This is a genomic window from Rossellomorea marisflavi, assembly GCF_009806575.1.
Lineage (GTDB): Bacteria > Bacillota > Bacilli > Bacillales > Bacillaceae_B > Rossellomorea > Rossellomorea marisflavi_A.
The window spans coordinates 2210958-2233135 of record NZ_CP047095.1 but is presented as its reverse complement, the minus strand read 5'-3'; the positions used below and the strand labels follow the sequence as shown (position 1 = coordinate 2233135).

Annotated in this window: 23 protein-coding genes; 5 read left to right on the top strand and 18 right to left on the bottom strand. The window is 45.7% G+C overall.

What is annotated here, in order from left to right:
* Positions 1-115 precede the first annotated feature (115 nt).
* The 7 genes from D5E69_RS11570 to D5E69_RS11540 form a co-directional block, all read right to left on the bottom strand.
* The gene (locus D5E69_RS11570) at positions 116-1777 is read right to left on the bottom strand and encodes a glycerol-3-phosphate dehydrogenase/oxidase (RefSeq protein ID WP_159129684.1); all 1662 of its coding nucleotides are present in this window, start codon (positions 1775-1777) and stop codon (positions 116-118) included.
* A gap of 180 nt (positions 1778-1957) precedes the next feature.
* Entirely contained in the window at positions 1958-3448 is a 1491-nt protein-coding gene (gene glpK / locus D5E69_RS11565) for a glycerol kinase GlpK (RefSeq protein ID WP_048014476.1), read from the bottom strand.
* Between the two features lie 16 nt (positions 3449-3464).
* Positions 3465-4295 (bottom strand): MIP/aquaporin family protein, encoded by an 831-nt coding sequence (locus tag D5E69_RS11560; protein ID WP_159129683.1) that lies wholly within the window; start codon positions 4293-4295, stop codon positions 3465-3467.
* Between the two features lie 255 nt (positions 4296-4550).
* Positions 4551-5123, bottom strand: a complete 573-nt coding sequence (locus tag D5E69_RS11555; RefSeq protein WP_048003635.1) for a glycerol-3-phosphate responsive antiterminator — start codon at positions 5121-5123, stop codon at positions 4551-4553.
* A gap of 132 nt (positions 5124-5255) precedes the next feature.
* Positions 5256-5651 carry a DUF805 domain-containing protein gene (locus D5E69_RS11550; RefSeq protein WP_048003634.1) on the bottom strand — a complete coding sequence of 132 codons (396 nt, stop codon included), beginning with the start codon at positions 5649-5651 and terminating at the stop codon, positions 5256-5258.
* Positions 5652-5821: 170 nt separating this feature from the next.
* Complete coding sequence (locus D5E69_RS11545; RefSeq protein WP_249931481.1) at positions 5822-7042, bottom strand: aminopeptidase; 1221 nt, start codon at positions 7040-7042, stop codon at positions 5822-5824.
* A 31-nt stretch (positions 7043-7073) separates the two neighbouring features.
* Positions 7074-8066 (bottom strand): serine hydrolase domain-containing protein, encoded by a 993-nt coding sequence (locus D5E69_RS11540; protein ID WP_430757497.1) that lies wholly within the window; start codon positions 8064-8066, stop codon positions 7074-7076.
* 168 nt (positions 8067-8234) lie between these two features.
* Here D5E69_RS11540 and D5E69_RS11535 point away from each other — a divergent pair, with 168 nt between their 5' ends.
* Complete coding sequence (locus D5E69_RS11535) at positions 8235-9536, top strand: D-alanyl-D-alanine carboxypeptidase family protein (protein ID WP_048003631.1); 1302 nt, start codon at positions 8235-8237, stop codon at positions 9534-9536.
* 161 nt (positions 9537-9697) lie between these two features.
* Positions 9698-10099 (top strand): SET domain-containing protein, encoded by a 402-nt coding sequence (locus D5E69_RS11530; protein ID WP_048003866.1) that lies wholly within the window; start codon positions 9698-9700, stop codon positions 10097-10099.
* 16 nt (positions 10100-10115) lie between these two features.
* Here D5E69_RS11530 and D5E69_RS11525 read toward each other — a convergent pair whose 3' ends face one another.
* The 3 genes from D5E69_RS11525 to D5E69_RS11515 all read right to left on the bottom strand — a co-directional run bounded on the left by D5E69_RS11525 (position 10116) and on the right by D5E69_RS11515 (position 13739).
* On the bottom strand, positions 10116-10967 hold the full coding sequence (locus tag D5E69_RS11525; RefSeq protein WP_048012764.1) for a hypothetical protein: 852 nt from the start codon (positions 10965-10967) through the stop codon (positions 10116-10118).
* Complete coding sequence (locus D5E69_RS11520) at positions 10960-11490, bottom strand: nucleotidyltransferase family protein (RefSeq protein WP_231578776.1); 531 nt, start codon at positions 11488-11490, stop codon at positions 10960-10962. The genes D5E69_RS11525 and D5E69_RS11520 overlap by 8 nt, the downstream gene beginning before the upstream one ends.
* 101 nt (positions 11491-11591) lie before the next feature.
* On the bottom strand, positions 11592-13739 hold the full coding sequence (locus D5E69_RS11515; RefSeq protein WP_159129679.1) for a peptidoglycan D,D-transpeptidase FtsI family protein: 2148 nt from the start codon (positions 13737-13739) through the stop codon (positions 11592-11594).
* Positions 13740-14013: 274 nt separating this feature from the next.
* On the opposite strand from D5E69_RS11515, the gene D5E69_RS11510 reads away from it, so the two are divergent.
* On the top strand, positions 14014-14406 hold the full coding sequence (locus tag D5E69_RS11510) for a sporulation protein (RefSeq protein WP_048003628.1): 393 nt from the start codon (positions 14014-14016) through the stop codon (positions 14404-14406).
* Positions 14407-14452: 46 nt separating this feature from the next.
* Here the strand turns inward: D5E69_RS11510 and D5E69_RS11505 are convergent, their stop codons facing one another.
* Entirely contained in the window at positions 14453-15181 is a 729-nt protein-coding gene (locus tag D5E69_RS11505) for a nucleotidyltransferase domain-containing protein (protein ID WP_148795136.1), read from the bottom strand.
* On the bottom strand, positions 15178-15816 hold the full coding sequence (locus D5E69_RS11500) for a hypothetical protein (protein ID WP_159129678.1): 639 nt from the start codon (positions 15814-15816) through the stop codon (positions 15178-15180). Before D5E69_RS11500 ends, D5E69_RS11505 begins: the two co-directional genes overlap by 4 nt.
* A gap of 165 nt (positions 15817-15981) precedes the next feature.
* On the opposite strand from D5E69_RS11500, the gene D5E69_RS11495 reads away from it, so the two are divergent.
* A complete protein-coding gene (locus tag D5E69_RS11495; RefSeq protein ID WP_048003625.1) occupies positions 15982-16419 on the top strand; it encodes a hypothetical protein in 438 nt (145 codons plus the stop codon).
* 158 nt (positions 16420-16577) lie between these two features.
* On the opposite strand, the gene D5E69_RS11490 is transcribed toward D5E69_RS11495, so the two are convergent.
* The 3 genes from D5E69_RS11490 to D5E69_RS11480 all read right to left on the bottom strand — a co-directional run bounded on the left by D5E69_RS11490 (position 16578) and on the right by D5E69_RS11480 (position 19103).
* Complete coding sequence (locus D5E69_RS11490; protein ID WP_048003624.1) at positions 16578-17213, bottom strand: FMN-dependent NADH-azoreductase; 636 nt, start codon at positions 17211-17213, stop codon at positions 16578-16580.
* Positions 17214-17425: 212 nt separating this feature from the next.
* Complete coding sequence (locus tag D5E69_RS11485; RefSeq protein ID WP_159129677.1) at positions 17426-17851, bottom strand: DUF1801 domain-containing protein; 426 nt, start codon at positions 17849-17851, stop codon at positions 17426-17428.
* Between the two features lie 94 nt (positions 17852-17945).
* Positions 17946-19103: an N-acetylmuramoyl-L-alanine amidase family protein gene (locus D5E69_RS11480; RefSeq protein ID WP_159129676.1), complete on the bottom strand. Its 1158-nt coding sequence runs from the start codon at positions 19101-19103 to the stop codon at positions 17946-17948.
* A 287-nt stretch (positions 19104-19390) separates the two neighbouring features.
* On the opposite strand from D5E69_RS11480, the gene D5E69_RS11475 reads away from it, so the two are divergent.
* Positions 19391-19777, top strand: coding sequence for a sporulation protein (locus tag D5E69_RS11475; RefSeq protein WP_048003622.1), 387 nt, complete (start codon positions 19391-19393; stop codon positions 19775-19777).
* 41 nt (positions 19778-19818) lie between these two features.
* Here the strand turns inward: D5E69_RS11475 and D5E69_RS11470 are convergent, their stop codons facing one another.
* From D5E69_RS11470 to D5E69_RS11460, 3 genes are read right to left on the bottom strand one after another with little or no spacing between them, the layout of a single operon-like run.
* Positions 19819-20277 carry a GNAT family N-acetyltransferase gene (locus tag D5E69_RS11470; RefSeq protein ID WP_048003621.1) on the bottom strand — a complete coding sequence of 153 codons (459 nt, stop codon included), beginning with the start codon at positions 20275-20277 and terminating at the stop codon, positions 19819-19821.
* 22 nt (positions 20278-20299) lie between these two features.
* Positions 20300-21436 (bottom strand): ABC transporter permease, encoded by a 1137-nt coding sequence (locus D5E69_RS11465; protein WP_159129675.1) that lies wholly within the window; start codon positions 21434-21436, stop codon positions 20300-20302.
* Positions 21399-22133, bottom strand: coding sequence for an ABC transporter ATP-binding protein (locus D5E69_RS11460; RefSeq protein ID WP_159129674.1), 735 nt, complete (start codon positions 22131-22133; stop codon positions 21399-21401). The genes D5E69_RS11465 and D5E69_RS11460 overlap by 38 nt, the downstream gene beginning before the upstream one ends.
* Positions 22134-22178: the final 45 nt, after the last annotated feature.

Sequence of the window (22178 nt, the reverse complement as noted above, 5' to 3'; positions counted from 1 at the left end):
TTTTCCCCCTGCGTTCAATATCCATTTAAAGCGATGAAGCTTCGTTAAGAGAGATGAGACGCTTGGATTGTCAGAGTCTTTCACAAAAATGACCTTTTATATAATTCTAAGCATATTACTGCTGATCGATTGGTACGACAGCATTCTTCAATTCGACTTTCAGATCGTTGGTGAATTTCTCTTTTTGCTCAGGCGTCCAATTGAGCAATCCATTCATCATTTCAATTACAGGCTCGTGCCACTTGACGACCCACGCACGATCAAAGAATAATGCGCCTGTACGACGGATAAAGAAATCGACCGGCGTTACGGTCATCTCTTCCTGGATGGCATAGAGCAGTTGAGCATATAGGGAAGCAGGTACTTCTTTGTTCCCTGAGGTTCCAGTATACGCATGTGCAAGTTTGAACAGCTGATCCACATTGGAGCCGTACATGGTAGCCAGTTTACGTCCTTCTTCTTCAGATAGACCGTAGCGCACCGCTTCCTTCGCTTTCTCATCCACGAACGCAGGGAAGTTTTTGGATCCGCCGACATGGCCCCCGGAGATCGGCATATGTTTGGTAGTGGACTCTGGGAATTTACGCTTCACTTCTTCCTTCAATCGTTTTGCAACAAGGTCTACAACCGTTTCACCCATCTTGCGGTATCCGGTCAATTTACCACCGGCAATGGTGATCAGACCGCTTTCGGCTTCCCAGATTTCATCTTTACGGGAAATTTCAGAAGGATCTTTCCCTTTTTCAAAGATCAGCGGTCGTACACCAGCCCAGCTTGACTCTACATCATCGTTGGTGATGTTCACATCCGGGAACATGAAATGGATGGCATTCATAATGTAATCCCGATCTTCAGATGTCATGTACGGATGAGCCTTATCTTTATCAAAGATTGTATCAGTTGTTCCCACGTAAGCTTTTCCATCACGAGGAATCGCGAAGACCATGCGGCCATCCGGAGTATCAAAGTACACAGCCTGACGAAGCGGGAATTTGCTTTGGTCGATGACAAGGTGGACCCCTTTAGTCAAGCGCAGCTGTTTGTTATTCGTGCTGTAATCTTTATGGCGTACATCATCTACCCAAGGACCCGCAGCATTCACGACTTTTGTTCCTCGGATCTCATAGGTTTCATTGGTAAGCAGATCTTCCGCTTCGATTCCGACAACTTTCTTGTTATCGTAAATGAAACGTTGGGATTTTGTATAGTTGATGGAAGTTGCTCCGTGAGCGATGGCTTCCTTCATGACTTCGATGGTCAGACGTGCATCATCTGTCCGGTATTCTACGTAGTAACCTCCCCCCTTCAGACCTTGTTTCTTCACTAGAGGTTCTTTCGTCAATGTATCCGATACAGAAAGCATGGTCCGGCGCTCACTGCGTTTGACTCCTGCAAGGTAGTCATACACTTTAAGACCGATGGACGTACTGAATTTACCGAATGTACCACCTTTGTGCATCGGAAGCAGCATCCATTCAGGAGTGGTAACGTGTGGACCGTTTTCGTACACGATTTCACGTTCTTTCCCTACTTCTGCCACCATCTTCACTTCGAATTGTTTCAAATAGCGCAAACCACCATGGACAAGCTTGGTAGAACGGCTGGAAGTCCCAGCTGCGAAATCCTGCATTTCTACAAGCGCCACCTTCATACCGCGCTTGGAAGCATCAAGAGCAATACCTGATCCGGTGATCCCCCCACCGATTACGATCAAGTCATAGTGTTCATTTTTTAATGCATTTTTCACTTCTTGTCTGTGCGTGCTGGAAAAAGTCATAAGTGGTTCCTCCTAGAATGTATGGTTGTAAACGGTTAATGAGTAATCTCTCTTATACTTTAACCATAAAAAAAGAGACCAAAACCAGCATTATAGAAATAATCTCTATAAATGTGGAAATGGTCTCTCTTGGTCTCTAACCGTTTTATTAACTTGAGTTCATTATATCACAGGTTGATCTTATTTGAAAGCCATAGTTGCTTTAACGGCTTTTTTCCACCCGTTGTAAAGTTCTTCCTGTTTTTCTTGTTCCATATCCGGATCATACTGCTTCTCCATATTCCACTGTTGAGAAATTTCATCTTGATCCTTCCAGAATCCAACGGCAAGTCCTGCAAGGTACGCAGCACCTAGGGCCGTTGTCTCATTGACGACCGGACGCTCAACCGGAACGTCGAGGATATCACTTTGGAACTGCATCAAGAAATCATTTTTGACTGCTCCACCATCTACGCGAAGTTTCTTCAGAGGGATGTTTGAATCGGCCTCCATTGCGGTCAGTACATCTTTCGTTTGATACGCAAGGGATTCCAGTGTCGCTCTGACAAAATGCTCCTTGGATGTACCGCGTGTCAATCCGAATACAGATCCGCGAACATCGCTATCCCAGTATGGTGTACCCAAACCTACGAAGGCCGGAACTACGTATACGCCGTCTGTAGAATCAACGCGTTCTGCATAAGCCTGGCTGTCTGCTGCATTATTGAACATGCGGAGACCGTCGCGAAGCCATTGGATTGCCGAACCGGCTACAAAGATGCTTCCTTCGAGGGCGTATACGACCTTCCCATCGATCCCCCATGCAAGTGTCGTCAACAGGCCGTTGTCAGATTTCACAGCCTTCTCTCCAGTATTCATCAGCATGAAGCAACCTGTACCGTAGGTGTTCTTTGCCATTCCTTCATTATAACAAGCTTGACCGAACAAGGCTGCCTGCTGGTCCCCTGCAGCTCCCGCAATCGGAATTTCACGTCCGAAGAAATGATAAGGGATCGTCGTAGCATATACCTCAGAAGACGGTCTTACTTCTGGCAACATGCTCTCAGGAACTCCGAGGATATCAAGTAGTTCTTTGTCCCATTCAAGATCGTAAATATTGTACATGAGCGTACGGGATGCATTGGAATAGTCCGTTACATGGGCTTTTCCACCGCTCATCTTCCAAATGAGCCATGTGTCAATCGTACCGAAGAGTAGTTTTCCAGCTTCGGCCTTTTCCCTAGCTCCATCAACATTATCAAGGATCCATTTTACTTTCGTCCCTGAGAAATATGCATCGATCAACAATCCGGTTTTATCTCGGAACTTGTCGTTCAAACCTTGGGACTTCAGTTCATCACAGATTCCAGCCGTTTGTCTTGACTGCCAAACGATGGCGTTATAAACGGGATCGCCAGTCTCTTTATCCCACACCACAGTTGTTTCACGCTGGTTCGTAATGCCGATTCCTTCGATTTGCTCTGCTTTTACACTCGATTCTGATAAAACGCTTGCAATGACGGCAAGGATCGATCCCCAAATTTCATTGGCATTATGTTCTACCCAGCCTGGTTTCGGGAAGTGTTGAGTGAATTCTTTTTGTGCCGTATGGGCCGCTTCCCCTTTCTGATTGAAAAGGATTGCCCTTGAGCTTGTTGTCCCTTGGTCAAGGGAGAGAATGAATTTTTCCATGTTTTTGTTCCTCCATTCAATTTTCGTCTGCTAATAATGAAGCTTTTTCAGCAAGAGATTGTTTCCTGTCTGCCACATAGGCAAGTACCAATACTACTACCATCACGGCAAGGATGATCCAGAACGCCGATGTCATCGTTCCACTGAAGAATGCTTTGTAAAACACACCAGCGAATGATCCACCCAATAGCGGGCCAAGAACCGGAATCCAGGAGTAGCCCCAGTTGGATGATCCTTTACCCGGGATCGGCAGGATGAAATGAGCGATACGTGGACCGAGGTCACGAGCAGGGTTGATCGCATACCCAGTAGTACCACCAAGCGAGATACCGATGGCGATGATCAGGAACCCGACGATGAACGGATTCAATCCCTCTGCAAATGTATTCGCCCCTATTGTCAATAATCCTATAACCAATACGAAAGTTCCAATGATTTCACTTAAGATATTCGAGAAATAATGTGGGATTGCAGGACCTGTAGCGAACACGCCAAGCTTCACACCTGGATCTTTCGTTGCATGCCAGTGTGGAAGGAAATGCAGATAGATGATGGCAGAACCGATGATGGCGCCGATCATTTGAGCAAGGATGTACATCGGTACATCGCTCCAAGGGAAATCGCCATTGAAGGCAAGTCCAAATGTAACAGCCGGGTTTAAATGGGCTCCGCTGAATTGACCGACTGCATAGGCAGCCATGGCAACCCCCAAGCCCCATCCGAATGTGATGACGATCCACCCGGAGTTATAAGCGAATGATTTTTTTAAATTGACGTTGGCACACACTCCTGCACCGAAAACGATAAGCAGTGCAGTTCCCAACACTTCAGCTAAAAATGGAGACATGATACCCCTTCTTTCCAACAAGATAGTATAAGTCAATTCCATAGATGAATGATACCGTTACCCCTTTGATTGATTCCGCTTTCAACTTCTGGTATAACAATTGATCTATGGAACAACCAGTTCACAGACAAAAGACCCACAGAAATATCCCTTTTATAATGGCTATAAACGGAAAAAATCTTGTGAGTCTCTTAGGTCTCATTCACTGGTTATTAACTTAATTCCTATATTAAAATAACATGGAAGCGTTGTCAATCAGTTAATAAGATTTTTTCTATCATAATATTTCCAAAGATCGAGATTGGACGTTGTAATGGCCGTGGCGCCTGCTTCAAGGGATGCCTCTACTTCCTCCACGGTATCAATCAAACCGCCTGCAAAAATCGGTTTCCCCGTCTTTTCGCCTATCTCACGAATAATTTTCGGTACAACCCCGGGAAGCACTTCTATGTAGTCGGGGTCCGTCTTATGAATGAGCTCAATGCTCCTTTTCATGGCACTGGAATCAATGACGAATATTCGCTGTGTGGCATAAATCCCCCTTTGACGCGCCTTTTTAATGACGCTCCCTTTGGTGGAGATGATCCCGTACGGCTTGATTTCCTGACAGATGTATTCTGTTGCATATTCATCGCTCGATAAGCCATGGATCAAATCCAGATGGAGGAACATATTCCGTTTTTCCTTTTTAGCATAGTCGAATACGCTTTTCAGCATCCCTACGTGGAGATCCAGGAATACTCCGTATTGGAATGATGTTTTGAGCATTTTGTCAAAATCCTTCATCGATCTCACTGCGGGTAAAATACTTTGTCCTTCAAAACTCATTTTGCATCACCATTTCATTTGTAAATAGAAAAAGGGGGGCCTTTCTGTCATCTGACGTCCAGATTGGAAGTTGGAAGAGGCGGGCCCATTCCATCCTTCCATTCCTTATGTAGGAATGGCCTCCCTGTCCTTTTAGATTGCTTCGATTGCACTACCGCTATTCTTTGGGTTCGTTCCCCACTGATTATTTCCGTTCTCGCTATCGAGGCAGCAGAACACCAATAAAATGATTCCTCCTGCAAATGGTACAAAGTTGATGAAATACCATACTCCACTTCGGCCCGTATCGTGCAATCTTCGTACAGTGACGGCGAGTGTCGGAACAAATAGTGCAAGTACATAAATGATGAAAAGAATCAATCCGAACACAATCATGCCCATTGAATCCATAGCAATCCCAATGAAAAGTAAGGAATATAGAATGGCACCTAAAATGAAACTAAAAAGAGTAAACATCCAATATTCTTGCCTTCTTGCCCGCCCTCTAAAATCAGCGTATTGCTTCAATCCTTTTAAAAACCAGCTCATGACTCATCGCTCCTAATCATCTTATTTAGTTAGTTGGACAGTCTACCCTCCTTAAAAGTTGGGATATACAAAGCGACTGGAAAAATCGCCCTGTTTTTCAATACCTCAAGGAAGTTTGAACTAAACCTAAATTACCAGAATGTTTCATATTTTAATCCTTTTTCCTTAAATCAGAATGCCCAGTTCCCTTCTTTGAAAATCTGTACACTCTCTCCATCCTTGGTTACACCGACGATATCCATTCTCCCGGAACCGATCATGAAATCTTCATGAACCACGCTTTCGTTCAGTCCCCTTGCTTCTTTTTCTTCATCTGAGAGGATACTGCCATCCTTCATACAGGTAGGATAGGAAGAACCGATCGCCAAGTGATTGGATGCATTTTCATCAAAGAGGGTGTTGAAGAAAAGAATCCCGGAGTTTGAGATCGGTGAATCGTGGGGAACGAGAGCCACTTCGCCAAGAAAGGCCGCGCCTTCGTCTATGTCGATCATTTTTTTCAGGATCTCTACTCCTGTTTGAGCAGTAGCGTGAATGATCTTCCCATCTTTGAATGTAAGGGTGAAATCATCGATGACATTGCCGTTGTAGGCAAGGGGTTTTGTTGCACGGACGGTCCCGTTCACCCCGTTTTTGACCGGAACGGTATACACTTCCTCCGTAGGCATATTGGCGATGAAGTCCTTTCCATCAGGTGTCTTGCTTGCACCAGTCAGCCAAATATGGTCTTCATGCAGATGCAAGGTGAGATCTGTGCCCGGTGCAGCATAATGCAGTTCCCTTAAATTCAAATCGTTCAGTCTCTCTGCCCTTGAAGTCAGTTCATTGATATGCTTCTTCCACGCCTCGACAGGATCTGGTTCATCCATCCGTACCGATTGGAAGATATGTTCCCATAATGTATCGACTGCTTCGGAACCCTTTAGATCGGGAAAGACTTTCTCTGCCCATTCCTGGGAAGGGATTGCCACGATCGACCATGGGATGTGGTCGTTCTCTATGGCTTCATAAAATCGGTCCAGAGCATCTCCGCTCGCTTTTTCAAAGGCGGTGATCCTTTCTGCATCAATTCCCTTCAAAAGATCGGGATCTCCTGAATCAACCTGCAGAAAAGCACCTCTGTGATCGACCAGCCATTCGTGGGCAGCAGCCAGCCACTCAGGATACTCATAAAATGTCTCTTCCGGCGCAAGTTCATAGTGGGTCCTCAAAACCGCTTCATCGAACCACTGTACATGCACATTTTTCGATCCGGCCATGTAGGCTTCCTTCACCACCAAACGGACGAATTCCTCCGTCCCGAGGGGAGCACTGATCCAAAGTGCCTGTCCCTCTTGGATATTCACCCCTACCTTGACTGCAAGGGCCGCATAATTCTTCAAGTTACTCATTCGCTGCTCATTCATTCCATTCATCCCCCGTTTATGTACAGGCGTCAGCCACCCTATTACTGAATTCCTTCAAGTATCGAAGGTAATCTGCGCCTCCGTAATTATACCTTTTGTTATACATTTTGACAGCAACAATTTGATATTTCGGGATCACCAGGATCGTCGGTCCTGTCACGCCAAGAATCTGGTAGGAACCAGCAGGTACAGCATCCCCGATTTCACTTTTTATCCGCGGGATGTCCTGTACGTACCAAAACGCCCCGTTTCGTGGCAACTCATCCAGAAGCGATTCGGGCGTGTGGATGCTTGTAGCAAGATTGACCACTTCTTCTGGGACGATTTGACGGTTACCTACCTTCCCTTTATCAAGGTGCAGTTGACCCCACCAAGCGAGCTCCTTTGCGGAAACAAATAAGTTTTTCCTAGTTCCGTCGCTATCTGGATGAAGACCGTCCATAGGCTTTTCATCTCTGTTGCCGATGATTTTCACCAATTCATGTGAGGTTTCTGTCATCCAGCCCGTTTCCACCCACTCCAGCTGATTGAAGATTCTTCCCTGAAGGAAGGAGCTGATGGTCACACCGTACATCTCCATCACCAGATGCGCCAGTGTATCTACCCCAACATTGTTATAACTCCAGTTCTCTCCCGGAGTGAATTCCGTATACAGGCCACTGTCCCCTTCTCCGATGCCGTGAGTGTGGGTCAGGAGATGCCTGATGGAGACCCCCCTGAATACGGGATCCTTTACCTTTACATAATCGTGCACGGGTTGATCGATTTTGAGCAAGCCATCATACAGGGCATAAGCGACCATCAACCCTATGTAACTCTTCCGTGCAGATGCGATGTTAAAGCGTGATGTTGGATTCACCTTTTGGGCACCTGGTTCAAACGAGTGGTATCCGCCGTAATGTTCAAGAACGGTCTTCCCATCTTTCATAATATAGAGGGCGTGGCCTGAACTATCATTTTTGCGGGCGATATCCTCTACCCAGGGGATCAAAGAGGTTTCGAGATTGATTTTTAGAGTTGGAATGATGATTCCCTCCTTTTAGACAAGACTTCTCTACCCATTCGACATTCTTCCGACATATCCTTCTGTATCTGTCACAAACTGACTCGTCCCTCCCATTGAAACTATGGTAAAATAACGGGGTTGTAAGTCACTTGACGTTGGAGGTATACAGATATGAATGGACGTAAGACGGCATCCGCCCTCTTGGTATCCATGCTTGCCGTCGCCGGGTTTCAAGGTGAAGCCTTTGCGGCAGGGGAGCCGGAAATCCATGCGGATGCGGCCATTGTAATAGATGGAAACTCAGGAAAGATCCTGTATGGTGAAAATGAACATGAAGAGCTGGGGATTGCCAGCATGACCAAAATGATGACGGAGTATCTGGTTCAAGAAGCCGTTAAAGATGGGAAGATCAAATGGGATCAATCCTACAAGATCAGCGACAAAGTTTATCAGCTCGCCAATGCTCCCGGATTGAGCAATGTTCCTTTGAAGCAGGGCGAATCCTATACAGTCAAAGAATTGTATGAAGCCATGGTCATCAAATCCGGAAACGGCGCAGCGATCGCCCTTTCAGAAATTGTCGCCGGATCAGAAGGTGAATTCGTCAAGCAGATGAATGCAAAAGCGAAAGAACTCGGGATGAAGCATTATCATTTCGTCAATTCTTCCGGTCTCAGCAATGTCGATATGCTTGGGATGTATCCGGAGGGTACTGAACCGGATGATGAGAATGTCGTATCTGCAGAAGATATGGCCACCCTTGCCTATCGTCTGATCCACGACTATCCCGAAACCCTTGAAACATCCGGGCTTTCGTCCAAGAAGTTCAGACCTGGCACCGAGGAAGAACTGACAATGAAAAGCACAAACGGACTACTGAAAGGGAAATCCTTCTATTATAAAGGAGCAGACGGGTTGAAAACCGGGACGACCCCATTTGCCGGCACCACGTTCACGGCAACAGCCGAACGGAACGGAAACCGCTACATATCTGTCATCCTGGATGCTAAAGATGCTAATGGTCAATCCAGCAGTGCCGAGCGGTTCATTCAATCTGCCGCGCTTCTGGACTACGGATTCAATGAATTCGAGGAAGTGGATTTATCCCTAAAGGATGCAACCGCAGCACCTGGAAACATAAAGGTATACAACGGAAAAGAAAAAGAACTCAGTGTCGCTATAAAAGAACCGATTGCACTGACCCTTCCAAAAGAACAAAAAGAAAAAACCGAGGTGGAATTGGTCCTGGATCCCGACAAAGTAACGAATGACGGTAAGCTGATCGCTCCGATTGAAAAAGGGGAAAAAGTCGGCGTCCTCAAGGTGAAGAATCCTCCTGAAGAGGAGTATATTCCTGACGGGGTACCCGCTGATTACTCAGTGGACGTAACGGCTGATGAGACGGTTGAAAAAGCGAGTTGGGTTGTACGAAGTGCCAGGGGCATCAAATCCTTCTTCAAAGATCTTTTTTAACGATTGCAATTTACTAGTAAGTCTGTCAGGCTAAAGGAGGAGGTTTTCTGATTGTTGCCCCTCGGGAACAATGATGAAAAACCCTTTATGCCCTTTTCTAATCATGCGTGTGCCGGTCGGCCTGACAGATCTAGAAGAGAATTTTGAAAGCAGGTGTCAGGATGATTGAAGTGAAAATGTCTCCCGTCAGTGACGGGGAACTTAGAAGAGGTGTCTTTGCCAAACAGGACATTCCCAAAGGAGAGCTCATTCATGAGGCTCCGGTAATTCCATACCCTAATGAAGAGCATCACTATATTGAAAAGACCTTCTTGGCGGATTATGTGTTTGAGTATGGCATGAACCATACAGCCCTTCTCCTTGGTTATGGGATGCTTTTCAACCATTCCTATACTCCAAATACGATCTATGACATCAACTTTGATAATCATACATTCGATTTTTATGCGTATCGGGATATTAAAGCTGGCGAAGAGCTGTTTATCAACTACAATGGTGAAGTCGATAACGACGATCCTCTATGGTTTAACGAAAAAGAAAGTGACGAAGAAGGGACCTCCTAATGGGTCCCTTCTTTTCTTATCTGTATATGACCGGCTCTCCCCAGGAGCCTATCACCCGTTCCACCGTAAGAAGTTGCCAGGGATTGAACATCGTCTGTCCGTTCTTATTGAAAACAAATTCCTCATTCAACGCATAGCACGCATGGATGATCCTCCCTTCAGAATCCCTCCACACCAGGACCTCCTTTCCGGATATGTCCCCGACCTCTTCCCTACCGGCCATCAGATGGTTGAATTCCTCTGCCTGCATCCAATGATAGAGATCGGACGAAGCGTCGGTGGCGAATGCGACTGCAGCCAGGCAGTTGGCCCCGTTCCTGTCGGGAAAAACATCAAGATACGGAATAAGATGCGGATATTCCCGCTGCATGAATGTTTTAAAAGATGGAGGAGCCCCTTTCCATAATGGTTGTTCGTCTACCCACATTCGGCTGTAGGCTCTTAGAAACCCTTCCTTTTGATGCTCCTCAAGTGAACGCCAAAAAGCGATTGTGAAGAGTACGAGTTTCTTTCCGGCTCCTTTATATAATGACGGTACATGCTCACCGAACCATTCTTCCGTTTCTTCACGATCAAATACTAAGCCCCTCCCGAGTTCCCATTGAATTGCGGAGATTCTCTGTCTGGCTTCATATGATAGCTCCTCGAATTCGCCTGGGTGCATTTTTTTTACAAATACCCCTTCAGGAAGAGACCACGTCAGATACGACGTTTTGATATCCAGTGAGAGATTGGCTTTCACTAACACGTCCATCTCTCCATAAGGGAAGCATTCATCGTCCGTGAAGAAAAACCAATCCTCTTCCGGCAGGATCCGTGCTTTCCATTGCTCAAGGATGTTTGAGGATAGAGCGTACCCGTCAGTCATTCACCGTCCCCCCTCTGGAAAAGACCTTCACCATCGGCCATTTTTTGTTCCATCCTTTTTCCTGTATTCTCTTCTCATAAACCGTGTATCCATGTGGCGTTTCCTTAAAATGTGGGGTCGGCCGCACTTCCATGTTGACAAGATCCTTGATTCCCCAAGGAGCAAGCAATTGGAGAGCATTTTCATCATTCAATCTGACGGCTACACTCGTGGCTGTCTCAGGGAATTTCGAGATGGCATCGGCGGTGGATACATACGGCTCATCCCCATTCACCTCATGCATCCTTGCCTGGTTCTTCACAGACCAGGGAGCATGGGGAACAGACTTCAGAAGCTGAAGTTCGATCTTTTTCTCTGTCTCTTCGTCGGTGTCACTAGTGTCATAATATACCACATCGATATCATTCATTGGTTCCCATCCCCGATCATGGAGATGGTTCCACACCTTGTTTCGTACAAAGCCCGCGCATACCCAGCAGTCGGGGAGGTCTAATTCAGCTGTGACCTTAAGTATTTCTATCATCCATGAATCGTTTTTAATCATTTCGGTAATTTCCGACTCAGTTTTCAATACATTTCCCCCTTCAAGAGAAACAGGCAATCCCCTTATAGGGGACTGCCTGGTCATTCTTCAGTTTCTATAACTTCCTTGTCTGTTGATTCGCTGTAGTAGCCCTTTTTCTCGTATTCCTTTTTCAATTCAAAGTATTTGTCCATGGCTCGTTTGGCAATGGTTTTGTTGACATACGGGTCCTTATCCTGATGAGATGCAGGGAGTACTACTGCAAATGACACTTCAGGATGTGAATACGGGGCGTACCCTACCAGAGTCGTGTTATAGGTTTCCAGGTTTTTTCCGCGTTCAGGGGCATAGTAGAATGCTTCAGCTGTACCTGACTTTGCGGCGGCATCGTAAGGAGCGTTGGCAAAGTTATTAGCCGTTCCATTCGCACCATGGGCCACCCGGTAGAATCCTTGTTGGACGGAATGAATCTCTTCTTCAGAAGCATCAAGCCTATTTAGCACTTTAGACTCATGTTCGTATAACAAGGATCCGACTTTTTCACTCTCATAGTTCGGCTCTCTGATTTCCTTCATGATATGAGGCTGCATGCGGTATCCTCCATTGGCGATGGTGGATACATATTGAGCCAATTGCATCGGTGTATACGTATCGTATTGCCCAATGGCGAAGTCCATAAGGTTACCCGGCTTATACTCGGAACCCTGGAGCCCATCTGCTTCACCCGGAAGATCAATTTCCGTTTTGACTCCAAGACCAAACTGTTTAAAATGATTACGGAATGTATCAAAGGTTTCTCTTTTGATGTTCATCGGTTGATCTTTTTGATACGTTACGCCGGCTACTTTAAACGCCGTTTTCCACATGTAAGCATTTGAGGACCATTCAAGTGCCTGCTTATCCGTCATGTACATGGCCCCTCTGCTTTGGTTGAACCATGAGCGTTTGACCGGGGTATCTTTTATCTGGATGGCTTCATCCAAAAGGGATTCGCCGATGGCGAGACTGTCAGTCATATAGCCAGTCAACACGGTGGCCCCTTTCACAGCCGACCCCACTCCGTATTCCGAAGTGAAGGTCCCAAGTGCATCATCCTGGAGTTCCACATTTCCGTCTTTATCATGACCATATTTCTTCCCGACCATGGAGAGGATCTCACCGGTATAAGGATTCATCATAATAAGATAGGCACGATCAAGATACGGTGACTCCCATCGTTTGGCAGCCTGCTTGCTTAACTCCTCTTCCACGATCTTTTCCAATTCTTTTTGAAGCTTTAGATCAATGGTAAGGTAGACGTCCTTTCCGCTATGTCCTTCTTTAATCATCTGAGAATCAATGACGCTGCCGTTTTTGGTAATGTGTTCGATCTCCTCCTTTTTCCCTTTCAGGAGGCTCTCATATTCTGATTCAAAATAGCTGGTCCCAACCCGGTCGTTCATAGCGTACCCTTTGGATTTGAAGTCATCGACCAATTCGGTAGGGATTCCTTGTTCCGTCGTGGATACCTTACCTAAGATTGATCGCAATGTACTGTCTTGGACATACTTCCTCTCCCAGTCCGTAGTAACATTCACCCCTGGAAGACTTGACAGGTTTTCGCTTACCCTGGCCATCTCTTCATCACTGACGTTTTTATTTTTGACAATCTTCGGCGTCAGGGCATATCCGGTATTGAACTGGCGGAAGATGGCGAGTACTTTCAATTCTTGTTTTGAAATAGCCTTCAGTTCATCCTTAGGAATTCTATCGAGTTGCATTTCATACACTTTTTTGTTTCGTTCATCCTCGTTCATTCCTTCGTCGGCTTCCAGTTTAGCCAATTCATCCTTCGTAACGAGCCCAGCGGCTTTTTCCTTATTTCGGAGGAGCCAGTAATCCTGTTTGTCACGAGGGTTAATGCTCTCGATCACTTTTTCGTCGATATCGATCAATTTGGAGAGGTTTTCAGCTACTTCCAGCATTTCTTTAGATTTCGTCGACTGAGTGCTCGTATACGTAATGGCATTCATGGGGACGTTATCGACGATCACATTCCGGTAGCGGTCATAGATCTTCCCGCGGGGTGGATTGCCGTTATCCGACTTGACGTTTTCCGTTCTCGATACTTCCGCTTCATACTGACTTCCTTTGACAATTTGGACGACACCAAGTCGGAGAATGAGCATGGAGAACAGAAAAAACACGGAAACGAACAGCAGATTCATACGGACCGTCGTCTGATTTTTCTTTGCTTTCTTTTCCTTCATTCGATAACCCCTTTGTACGATATATTCACTACCTGCACGTTCGGCAGATAAGATTGCTTCCGATTCCTATTGTATAGAAAGTCCTTCTATTAATCTACCTCTATTTTACAACTATTCCATTATATTTTATATACTCTTTTGGGCTTTAACGTTAATCGAAAAATGTCGAAATTATAGTGTAGACATCATTGATTTCTTTCTTTACAATATAGCTTTGTTAGAGGATAATTCTGCCCATGAACAGATAAATATTATAAAGAAAGCGAGGGTGAGAATGATGTTTGCAAAGTTGATGTGTAAGATGGGGATCGGTGCTGCGAAGATCGATCTTGTACTGCATCGTTCTGCCTATTGTCCAGGAGAACTCATTAAAGGGGAATACGAATTGATCGGCGGTAAAGTCGATCAGAAGCTGAAGAGGATCGAGACAGATCTGCTGCAGTACAATGAAAAGACCGAGTGTTCATCCGTCCTTCACCAGAATACGATCCTGAGCTCTTCCATTATGAAAGCAGGAGAACAACGAAAAATTCAATTTGCCTGCCGATTGGCAGATACGTTCCCTCCAAGTAAAGAGGGGATTTCGTATAAATTCGTTACCCGTCTCATATTTGAGGAAGGCATGCATCGAAAAGATCATGACAGCTTCCAAATCATACCTGATTAAAAGCAAAGGGTGTTCCGTATTTAACGGAACACCCTTTTTAGTATGATCAGGAAGATGGCTCATCAATGGGTTTCCCGATTGAAAATCCGTCGAACAAGCGGCCTCCGAACGGACTGAGAGCTTGATCCACCAGAGTGGTCACCGCTCTTTTCTCCCCGTGTTTGTAATAGGAATCAAATGCATCGACAAAACGTAGTGCATACTCAGGGTCAAACTCCCTCAGGGCCCTCGTAATCCATTTTGAACTGCCGATCCAACATCCATTTGTCCTTAAAACAAATTCATGAAGCAGTTCTGCCAGATGACCGGCAATGAACAGTCCTTCTCCCCGGTCGGTACACCCGTTGAAATCATCAAGGGCATCTGTTAGAAAATACCGCTTCCTATCAATGGTATCTTCATCCCAGCTTTCCGGTCCGGCACTCAGCAGTCTGTTTGCGATAACCTTTAATGAGTCGAGTGTTTGATTACTTTTCAGAGGCAGCCCTTCTGCGATCATCCGCGGGAGTGATGGCCTGCCACGGAGGCAATCATCCTTGAAAAAATCAAGGATCCCAGTAGAGTTATGGACAAATAATTCAACCGGCCATCCCTGCCAGATCAGGCTTTCCCTGTAGGAGGAGGCGAGTTCATTATGTATCACGATGATGTCGAGATCAGAAGTCGCTGTCTCCTGTCCCCGGACGACACTGCCACTCAATAAGGCCGCGTGACAAGAAGGAAACCGGTCAAGGATCAACTCTTTGGCAGAATGAAATGCACGCTCGAGAGTCATCGCTGCACCTCCACTTGGGGAAGCGAATACGCGACTGTCCCTTCTATTCCTTTATCCTCCAAAAGCTGAACGACACTTCTCATGTCACGCTCTTCCGTGAGTACCACGTAGTTCGGCTGAAAGATGCCCCGTTTCAAGAGCAGGCTGACCTTATAGCTGTTATTCAACCGATCATCCAGACCATATAATTCATGCCACTTCACGATTTTTTCAACTTTGTACCCCTTCACCTTATTCCACGAGGAAAATCTCCCGTTCAAGATGACCCCATCATCCAACAGGTAGATGTTTCCCTGATGCCGGATCATGACCAAGAAGGTAAAAAAGATATAACCAAAATTTATGAATGAACCATGCAGAAAATCCATTCCGAATACTAGGATGAATAGAACGCTCATGAGCAGGATGACGGCAGGTGTTCCCCAATGGACGATCCGATAGGATTTAGAACGTTTATCAAGTGGGATCATGGGCTCCCACCTGTCAGGGACGATAATATTCTCTAATTTCGTTTGTGCTGACGGATAATGGGCTTCGGCTGAACGTTCAACCGCTTTTTTTATATTCAGGCGATAAGAAATCATATAAATGATACAAAAAAGATAGATGATGCTGAAACCGATGCTGATCCACATTTGTACTCCCCCAATTTATGTAATGTTCCTACATCTTTATACGGTTTAGCGATTGGAAAAGTTTCATTTAAGGTATCATCCATTTTTTAAAACTGTAGCATGTGCACAGACGCATTGATCGGACATGCATATACTGTACTAGATAACAAGACAGGAGGTGAAAATATGGGGATTTTTCTTGATGCACGTACCTCACAGAATGCGAGTACGTATGGACAGATTTCAACGCCAATCCTTGTAGGTCAAAATAGTCTTTTTGGAGTTGTAGGTCTGGACGTGACGAAAGCAACCGTTGGACAGATCAGGGTTCAGTTCGAAGGAACGATGGCTGTTCAGCTTCCTTTGCTTCCGATTGCGACGAACATTGATATCACTATCATCCGTGGTACACAGCAATCAGGTTTGATTACAGTGTATACTGCAAGGCAAGTTTTGGATTTATCCATTGTAGGTCCACAATTGATCACATTCGCTGGTGCTGACTTCAATCCTGGAATCCCTGCTAGTGGTCCACTGGTTTACTCCGCCTATGTCAGTGCCACTGCACTGGGGACGATTAGGGTAGGTCCTGAAAGTTTCACGGCATTGGCTACCGCCGGCTGATCCGTGTCTGGACAAGCAACATCAGCATAGAACATGCATTACCCACCTTCCTCCTAGATAAACGAACGGAACGGGGTGCTTCTTTCGCTGCAGAAGGGGCACCTCATAAAAAACCGCCAGACTGGGTATCCAGCTGGCGGTCTTTTTTGTTACACCTATTAGAATGTTTTCGCAAGATCTTTTGCACGGGCAATTCCGTTTTCTTTGATCTCTTGCGCTTTTTCTGGCATTGCGTTGTGTCCTTCGATGAAGAGACCTTCGAAGCTAGGCACACCGTAGAACTGCATGATGAGTTCAAGGTAGCGATGTCCCATTTCCATTGCAGCCGCAGGACCTTCAGAGTAGATGCCTCCGCGCGCTTGGATGTGAAGGGCTTTTTTATCTGTTAGGAGTCCAACAGGGCCATGCTCGGTGTATTTGAATGATTTTCCTGCAACTGAGACAGAATCGATATAAGCTTTCATAACTGGAGGGAAAGAGAAGTTCCAGAATGGTGTAACGAAAACATATTTGTCAGCTGCTACGAACTGATCAGATAGTTCGTTCAAACGGGCTACTTTTGCTTGCTCTTCAGCAGATAGTGCATTGAACTCGCTTCCGCTTTGGAGTTTGCCCCATCCGCTGAATACATCCGCGTCGATGTGAGGGATGTTTTCTTTGTAAAGGTCGATGTGAACAACCTCATCTGATGGATTCGCTTCTTTGTAAGAGTCGATGAATGCTTTACCTGCAGCCATACTGAATGATGTAGACTCATCATGTGGATGGGCAGTGATGTACAATACTTTAGACATGTGTGTATTCGTTCCTTTCTTTTCTAGGGAGTTAATATCTCGTATATCTTGAACTGAGATATTCTTAATTCGAGATTAATCATATAAGATATTCGCCACGATTGCAAGCCATAAGTTTGCGACGGGTTGGAATATGATTGAAATCTCTTAAGCAAGTACCCATTTTACCAACGATGCCAAAAAGAAAAATCAGTCTTTTGACTGACTCTTCTTCACCCATTTGCAGGATATTTGGTTTGAAGTTCATGGATCGACAACCGGATCAGTTCTTTCAGTATATCCGCGTCTGCGTCACTTAACCGATTGATATAGACGCAGCCCTTTCCGCTAGTATGTTTGCCGAGATTCGATAAAAGCCGGTCTTTCTCAGTTCCAGTACACCCTAAATAGATTGAAATCTTGGATTTGCGTGGTGAAAATCCTGCCAGTGCTGCATCTCCCTCATGGCCGCTTGCATATTTATAATGGTAGGATCCAAATCCAATGATGCTCTTACCCCACATCTTCGCCGCGAACCCTGAGGCTTCAGTAAACAGATCAAGCAGTTTGAAAGCATCTTCCCTGCGATTCTCAGGCACAGACGTTTCGATGTATTCCAGCACGTCCGCATCCGTTTCCTTCGTTTTCAATTCGTACATGCAATCCCTCCCTAACATGCATATACGACATCCCTCTCCTTTGCCCCTGCTTATCCACAAAAAAAGCCCGGAATGAATGTCCGGGCCTTCATGATCAATAAGAACGGAATTGGCCTAATTCACCTGTAATATAGGCGCGTTTCCCATTATAGATAACTTCCCAGTAGCCGCTAGGGCTATTTTTCCCTTTGACGGATCCAGCGACACGGATGGTCTGACCTTTATTGATGGTACCGAGATTATTGGAAGCAAGCCGATCCGGCCGGTCCTGTATGATGGCAGCGTTCGCAACTCCGATGATCGTGATTTCTCCAATGGCTTTGATCGACGGGGATGATGGGGGCTGAGGGGTACTGGTACCGGCACCGACGACTTTCACAAACTGAGGGGACGCCGTCACATAGTAGGTATTCCCTTTGGAGTTCTGCACTTCATACATCTGGGCACCTTCTACGTTAATCTTCGCTGTGATTTTAGGGAAACCATACCCAAATGCGAGTTTTCCTGCTACGAAGGCTTGGTTGAAGGTCGGTTTAGAATAAAAATTCAATTGATCCGCACCTTGGTAGATCGACTCAACACGTTTTCCAATCTCACTCCCAGTTACAGGCTTCTGGGTTGGGGATGGAGCCGGTGCAGGTGCAGGAGCGCTTCCTCCTACATAGGGCACACCGAAATACTCACAGATTCCCTGTGCCTCCTCGCGAGCTCGTTCCTGTTGGAATGTTTGATCGATCATCAAGAGGGATTCCCTTCGATTGTCCATAAAGCCGTTTTCAATCAGGATGGCGGCATTCTTGAACTCTCGGGTGATATGGAGGTTCTGTTCAATGATTCCCCTGAACTTCTGACGGGGATTTTGACGCATATATTTTGCTACTTTTTCTGCAAATTGCCTTCCGACTGCATCGCCCGGATAAATATGAATCGAATGCCCTTCCGGATCGTTGCCACCTGGGTCGAACCGGTCCTTCAGTGCATTGAAATGATTGGATACAAGTGCATCCGCATTCAGGGAGTTGGCGAGATCTGTCCTTTCTTTAAGAGGGGTATCTACATCTGTAGGAGCAGTCAAAACCGTTCTGAAACCACATCTTTCGAGCTCAATCTTAAGGTAATTCGTCACTGCAGCATTGAATTCATTTTCACGGATCTGCCTACCCAGGGATTCAATATAAGGGGTTCTTTTTCCCGGGGTTTCCATTCCATGACCGTCATCAAGTGCAATCAAAAAGTCACTGGCCTTAGCCATACTCATCACTCCTTTTACGTTACTATATGAAGAGCTCGTCCTTTTGGGAACGGCTTACATCCATTCACCTTACTATTTGACAAATTGAACATTTCTTCATATGATAATCTCAATTGAATCCCATAAAGGGGAGTAGCTTATACGATGAGGTCGTCACTACGGAGCAGAGTCTCCCGGCTTCATCGGCAACCGTGTTGCTAGCGAGACCTTTACCGGAAGAATGTGGCTGATTGTGACTTCTCTTCTTGGTAAAGGTCTTTTATGTTCATAAAAAAAGGAGGAGCTATATGCTACTGCGAAAATATATGTCACTGAATGGTGTCGGTTCAGCAATGATCGATCTGATCCTTCCAAAAGATCACTACCAAAAAGGAGAAAAATTGCAAGGTAAATTCCTTATAAACGGTGGGATCGTCGATCAGCTCCTGACAAAAATCGAATGTCAGCTTGTCATGATCTATCAAAACGGTAAGAAAGAAGAAATCTTCGATACGAGTGTGGTGGCGATCACTCAAGCTCTCGAGACGAAAGAGAAGGACATGTATTCATTCGTCTATCAGATTCCGAATGATCTGCCGGCTGAACCTGCAGGAGCAAGGTTCCTGTTCAGGACAAAGCTCAAGTTTGAGGAAGGACAAGATAGCGTGGATGAGGATTACGTCACGATTCATTAGCAATAGAAAAGGCTCCTGAAAGGAGCCTTTAGAAAAACTTATTATAGCTGCTTAGACATGATGATATTGGTCGTCTCAAACCCTGTGGCCGTATATAGTCCGATGGCTGTCTTATTATGACCGAAAACGTGCAGGGAAATTTTGTCCATACCCATTTCCCTGCTGAGCTCTTCGAGTGCCTGGAGTGTTTGTTTACCATATCCCATGGCCCGTTTGCTTTCAAGCATCTCAATATCAAAAATGTAATTTTCCTTTATCTCGTGATTGGCATGAAACCATAACATTCCAACATGTTCTCCCTCATCTATCACGGTGAACAGATAATGATCCGGTGTATCTTTTCCTTGTGGCAAAAGCTTTTGGAATTCGCTCTCAGACTGTTCAATCGCCGTCTCCTCCTTGAAGTTACCCGCTTTCACTTTCTCCCTTGCATAGGAAGCGACACTGTTTTTCCACCATGCAGTAAACTCTTTATCACTCATTCGCTTCAATACAACCATGTAGACTCCTCCTAGTTCTCATTTAAAAATAAACCGACCAGATTGTTGAACAGATCGTGATGGTTCCGGTCCATATAAGGACAGGTGTTCCGAGCCACTTACCGAACCTGTTGGCAGCAGCATACTCCGCCTCTTTATCGAAAGGAGCCACTTCGAAGAACCGATTGCTCGTGAGCTTCTTGAAAATGGTCTGGACCCAGAAGGTCATGAAGATGAGAATCCCTCCAAAAAGCAACCATTTCAGTAATAGTGGTAGGAAGAGGATTCCGGCAGAGGTGATGGAGATCATCTGTATATATGTCCGCAAGTAGGTTCCATTTCGCAAAAACGCCTTCAAACTTAGTTCAAGGATTCCGTTTTCAGCTGTCCTTTCCTTGAATATTCGTCTCGAATTCCTGAACAAAATGAACGGTCTGCCACGATTCCCTCCTTTTTCTTTTTCTATCTGAGAAGAAAGACTGTACACCAGATTCACATATTGATTCCTCTCCGATTGCTCGATCTCCACCTCGTTTTGAAAATCGGCTGTGCCTTTCACCCCTTTAAAAAAGTAAACCACTAAGATTATGAACAGGATCAATGATGCCATGGCTGCCAGCAGTGGTGAATCCCTTCCAGTTGTAATCAGAACAAAGGCTGCCAACATGAGAAGGATATAGATTCCCTTCTTCCACTTCCCCGCTATGTATTTCTTTATTAGCAGCACTGACCACTTCAACGAGAATAATAGAATAAAGATCACTGCTAGTGTGAAGGGGCGTTCATTGTATATGTTCAGGAATATAGGGAGAGCTAAAGCACCAGGCAAAACGAGTGACATCAAACTCTGTCCCATGGTGACCATGAAGCCCAGTCTTTTCATTGGCACAAAACGTTCCTTCTTCTCTATCAGGAACAATAGATCAGCCTCTAAGACATAAGTGCGTATATTTCCCCCGAGTGTCATGATGCCCAATATGGAAAGAAGGATCCATATCGGAATGCCGGTAGCCCAGTAGGATCCCGTTTCATTCCACCAGTCCCGATAGAAAAAAGGCACCATGATGGAAAATGGGATGACAAGGTAAAGGGCAATCGTCCAGTCGATGACCGAGCGGACCACCTTCCATTTTTGCATCCACTCATCCTTGAATCGGTGCCAAAAAATCGGCCAGGCCATCCTTCTCACCCTCCTCTGTCAATGCATCGAAACAGTCGAATAGTGTTCCATCAGGGAGTCCGCTCTTTCTCCGGATGTCCTCCAGGTTCCCCTCGACGATCATTTTCCCTTCAGCTACCAGCACAAAGCGGTCGCAGATCCGCTCGGCGGTGTCAAGGATATGGGTCGACATCAGGACGCCAGCTCCCCTTTCCCGCTCTTTTTCCAATAGACCGAGGAGTTTTTTTACGGCAGTCGGATCGAGCCCCATGAACGGCTCATCAATAATATACAGATCCGGTTCTTTCAGAAACGCCAGGATCAGCATCATTTTCTGCTGCATCCCTTTTGAGAACCGATCAGGATAATGGTGAAGGACGTGGGTCAATCGGAAGAAGCTGACCAGATTTGTCACTTTCTCTTCGAAGGCTGCGTGCTCCCCTCCCATGGTCGTGTACAGAAAGTCAATATGTTCCCGCATCGTCATCCGCTCGTAAAAAATCGGACGTTCCGGAATATACGCATAAGATGACATCTCGACTGTTCCCTTCACATGTTTCATAAGACCAAGGAGGGTCTTGATTGTGGTGCTTTTCCCCGCACCGTTGGGGCCGATCAGCCCGACAAGCTCCCCCTTACCGACCTCGAATGAAATACCTTGAAGAATCAAATCGTCATGTCCGTACCCTGCTTCTTGAATAATCGTGCTCAATATCATCGTTTTGCCTCCATTGACTGAGTATCCTTTCTTATTCTACCATTA

Coding starts and splice junctions, on each gene's coding strand:
- D5E69_RS11570 (WP_159129684.1), bottom strand. CDS start 1,777: ATGACTTTTTCCAGCACGCACAGACAAGAAGTGAAAAATGCATTAAAA.
- glpK (WP_048014476.1), bottom strand. CDS start 3,448: ATGGAAAAATTCATTCTCTCCCTTGACCAAGGGACAACAAGCTCAAGG.
- D5E69_RS11560 (WP_159129683.1), bottom strand. CDS start 4,295: ATGTCTCCATTTTTAGCTGAAGTGTTGGGAACTGCACTGCTTATCGTT.
- D5E69_RS11555 (WP_048003635.1), bottom strand. CDS start 5,123: ATGAGTTTTGAAGGACAAAGTATTTTACCCGCAGTGAGATCGATGAAG.
- D5E69_RS11550 (WP_048003634.1), bottom strand. CDS start 5,651: ATGAGCTGGTTTTTAAAAGGATTGAAGCAATACGCTGATTTTAGAGGG.
- D5E69_RS11545 (WP_249931481.1), bottom strand. CDS start 7,042: ATGAGTAACTTGAAGAATTATGCGGCCCTTGCAGTCAAGGTAGGGGTG.
- D5E69_RS11535 (WP_048003631.1), top strand. CDS start 8,235: ATGAATGGACGTAAGACGGCATCCGCCCTCTTGGTATCCATGCTTGCC.
- D5E69_RS11530 (WP_048003866.1), top strand. CDS start 9,698: ATGATTGAAGTGAAAATGTCTCCCGTCAGTGACGGGGAACTTAGAAGA.
- D5E69_RS11525 (WP_048012764.1), bottom strand. CDS start 10,967: ATGACTGACGGGTACGCTCTATCCTCAAACATCCTTGAGCAATGGAAA.
- D5E69_RS11520 (WP_231578776.1), bottom strand. CDS start 11,490: ATGATAGAAATACTTAAGGTCACAGCTGAATTAGACCTCCCCGACTGC.
- D5E69_RS11515 (WP_159129679.1), bottom strand. CDS start 13,739: ATGAAGGAAAAGAAAGCAAAGAAAAATCAGACGACGGTCCGTATGAAT.
- D5E69_RS11510 (WP_048003628.1), top strand. CDS start 14,014: ATGATGTTTGCAAAGTTGATGTGTAAGATGGGGATCGGTGCTGCGAAG.
- D5E69_RS11505 (WP_148795136.1), bottom strand. CDS start 15,181: ATGACTCTCGAGCGTGCATTTCATTCTGCCAAAGAGTTGATCCTTGAC.
- D5E69_RS11500 (WP_159129678.1), bottom strand. CDS start 15,816: ATGTGGATCAGCATCGGTTTCAGCATCATCTATCTTTTTTGTATCATT.
- D5E69_RS11495 (WP_048003625.1), top strand. CDS start 15,982: ATGGGGATTTTTCTTGATGCACGTACCTCACAGAATGCGAGTACGTAT.
- D5E69_RS11490 (WP_048003624.1), bottom strand. CDS start 17,213: ATGTCTAAAGTATTGTACATCACTGCCCATCCACATGATGAGTCTACA.
- D5E69_RS11485 (WP_159129677.1), bottom strand. CDS start 17,851: ATGTACGAATTGAAAACGAAGGAAACGGATGCGGACGTGCTGGAATAC.
- D5E69_RS11480 (WP_159129676.1), bottom strand. CDS start 19,103: ATGGCTAAGGCCAGTGACTTTTTGATTGCACTTGATGACGGTCATGGA.
- D5E69_RS11475 (WP_048003622.1), top strand. CDS start 19,391: ATGCTACTGCGAAAATATATGTCACTGAATGGTGTCGGTTCAGCAATG.
- D5E69_RS11470 (WP_048003621.1), bottom strand. CDS start 20,277: ATGGTTGTATTGAAGCGAATGAGTGATAAAGAGTTTACTGCATGGTGG.
- D5E69_RS11465 (WP_159129675.1), bottom strand. CDS start 21,436: ATGGCCTGGCCGATTTTTTGGCACCGATTCAAGGATGAGTGGATGCAA.
- D5E69_RS11460 (WP_159129674.1), bottom strand. CDS start 22,133: ATGATATTGAGCACGATTATTCAAGAAGCAGGGTACGGACATGACGAT.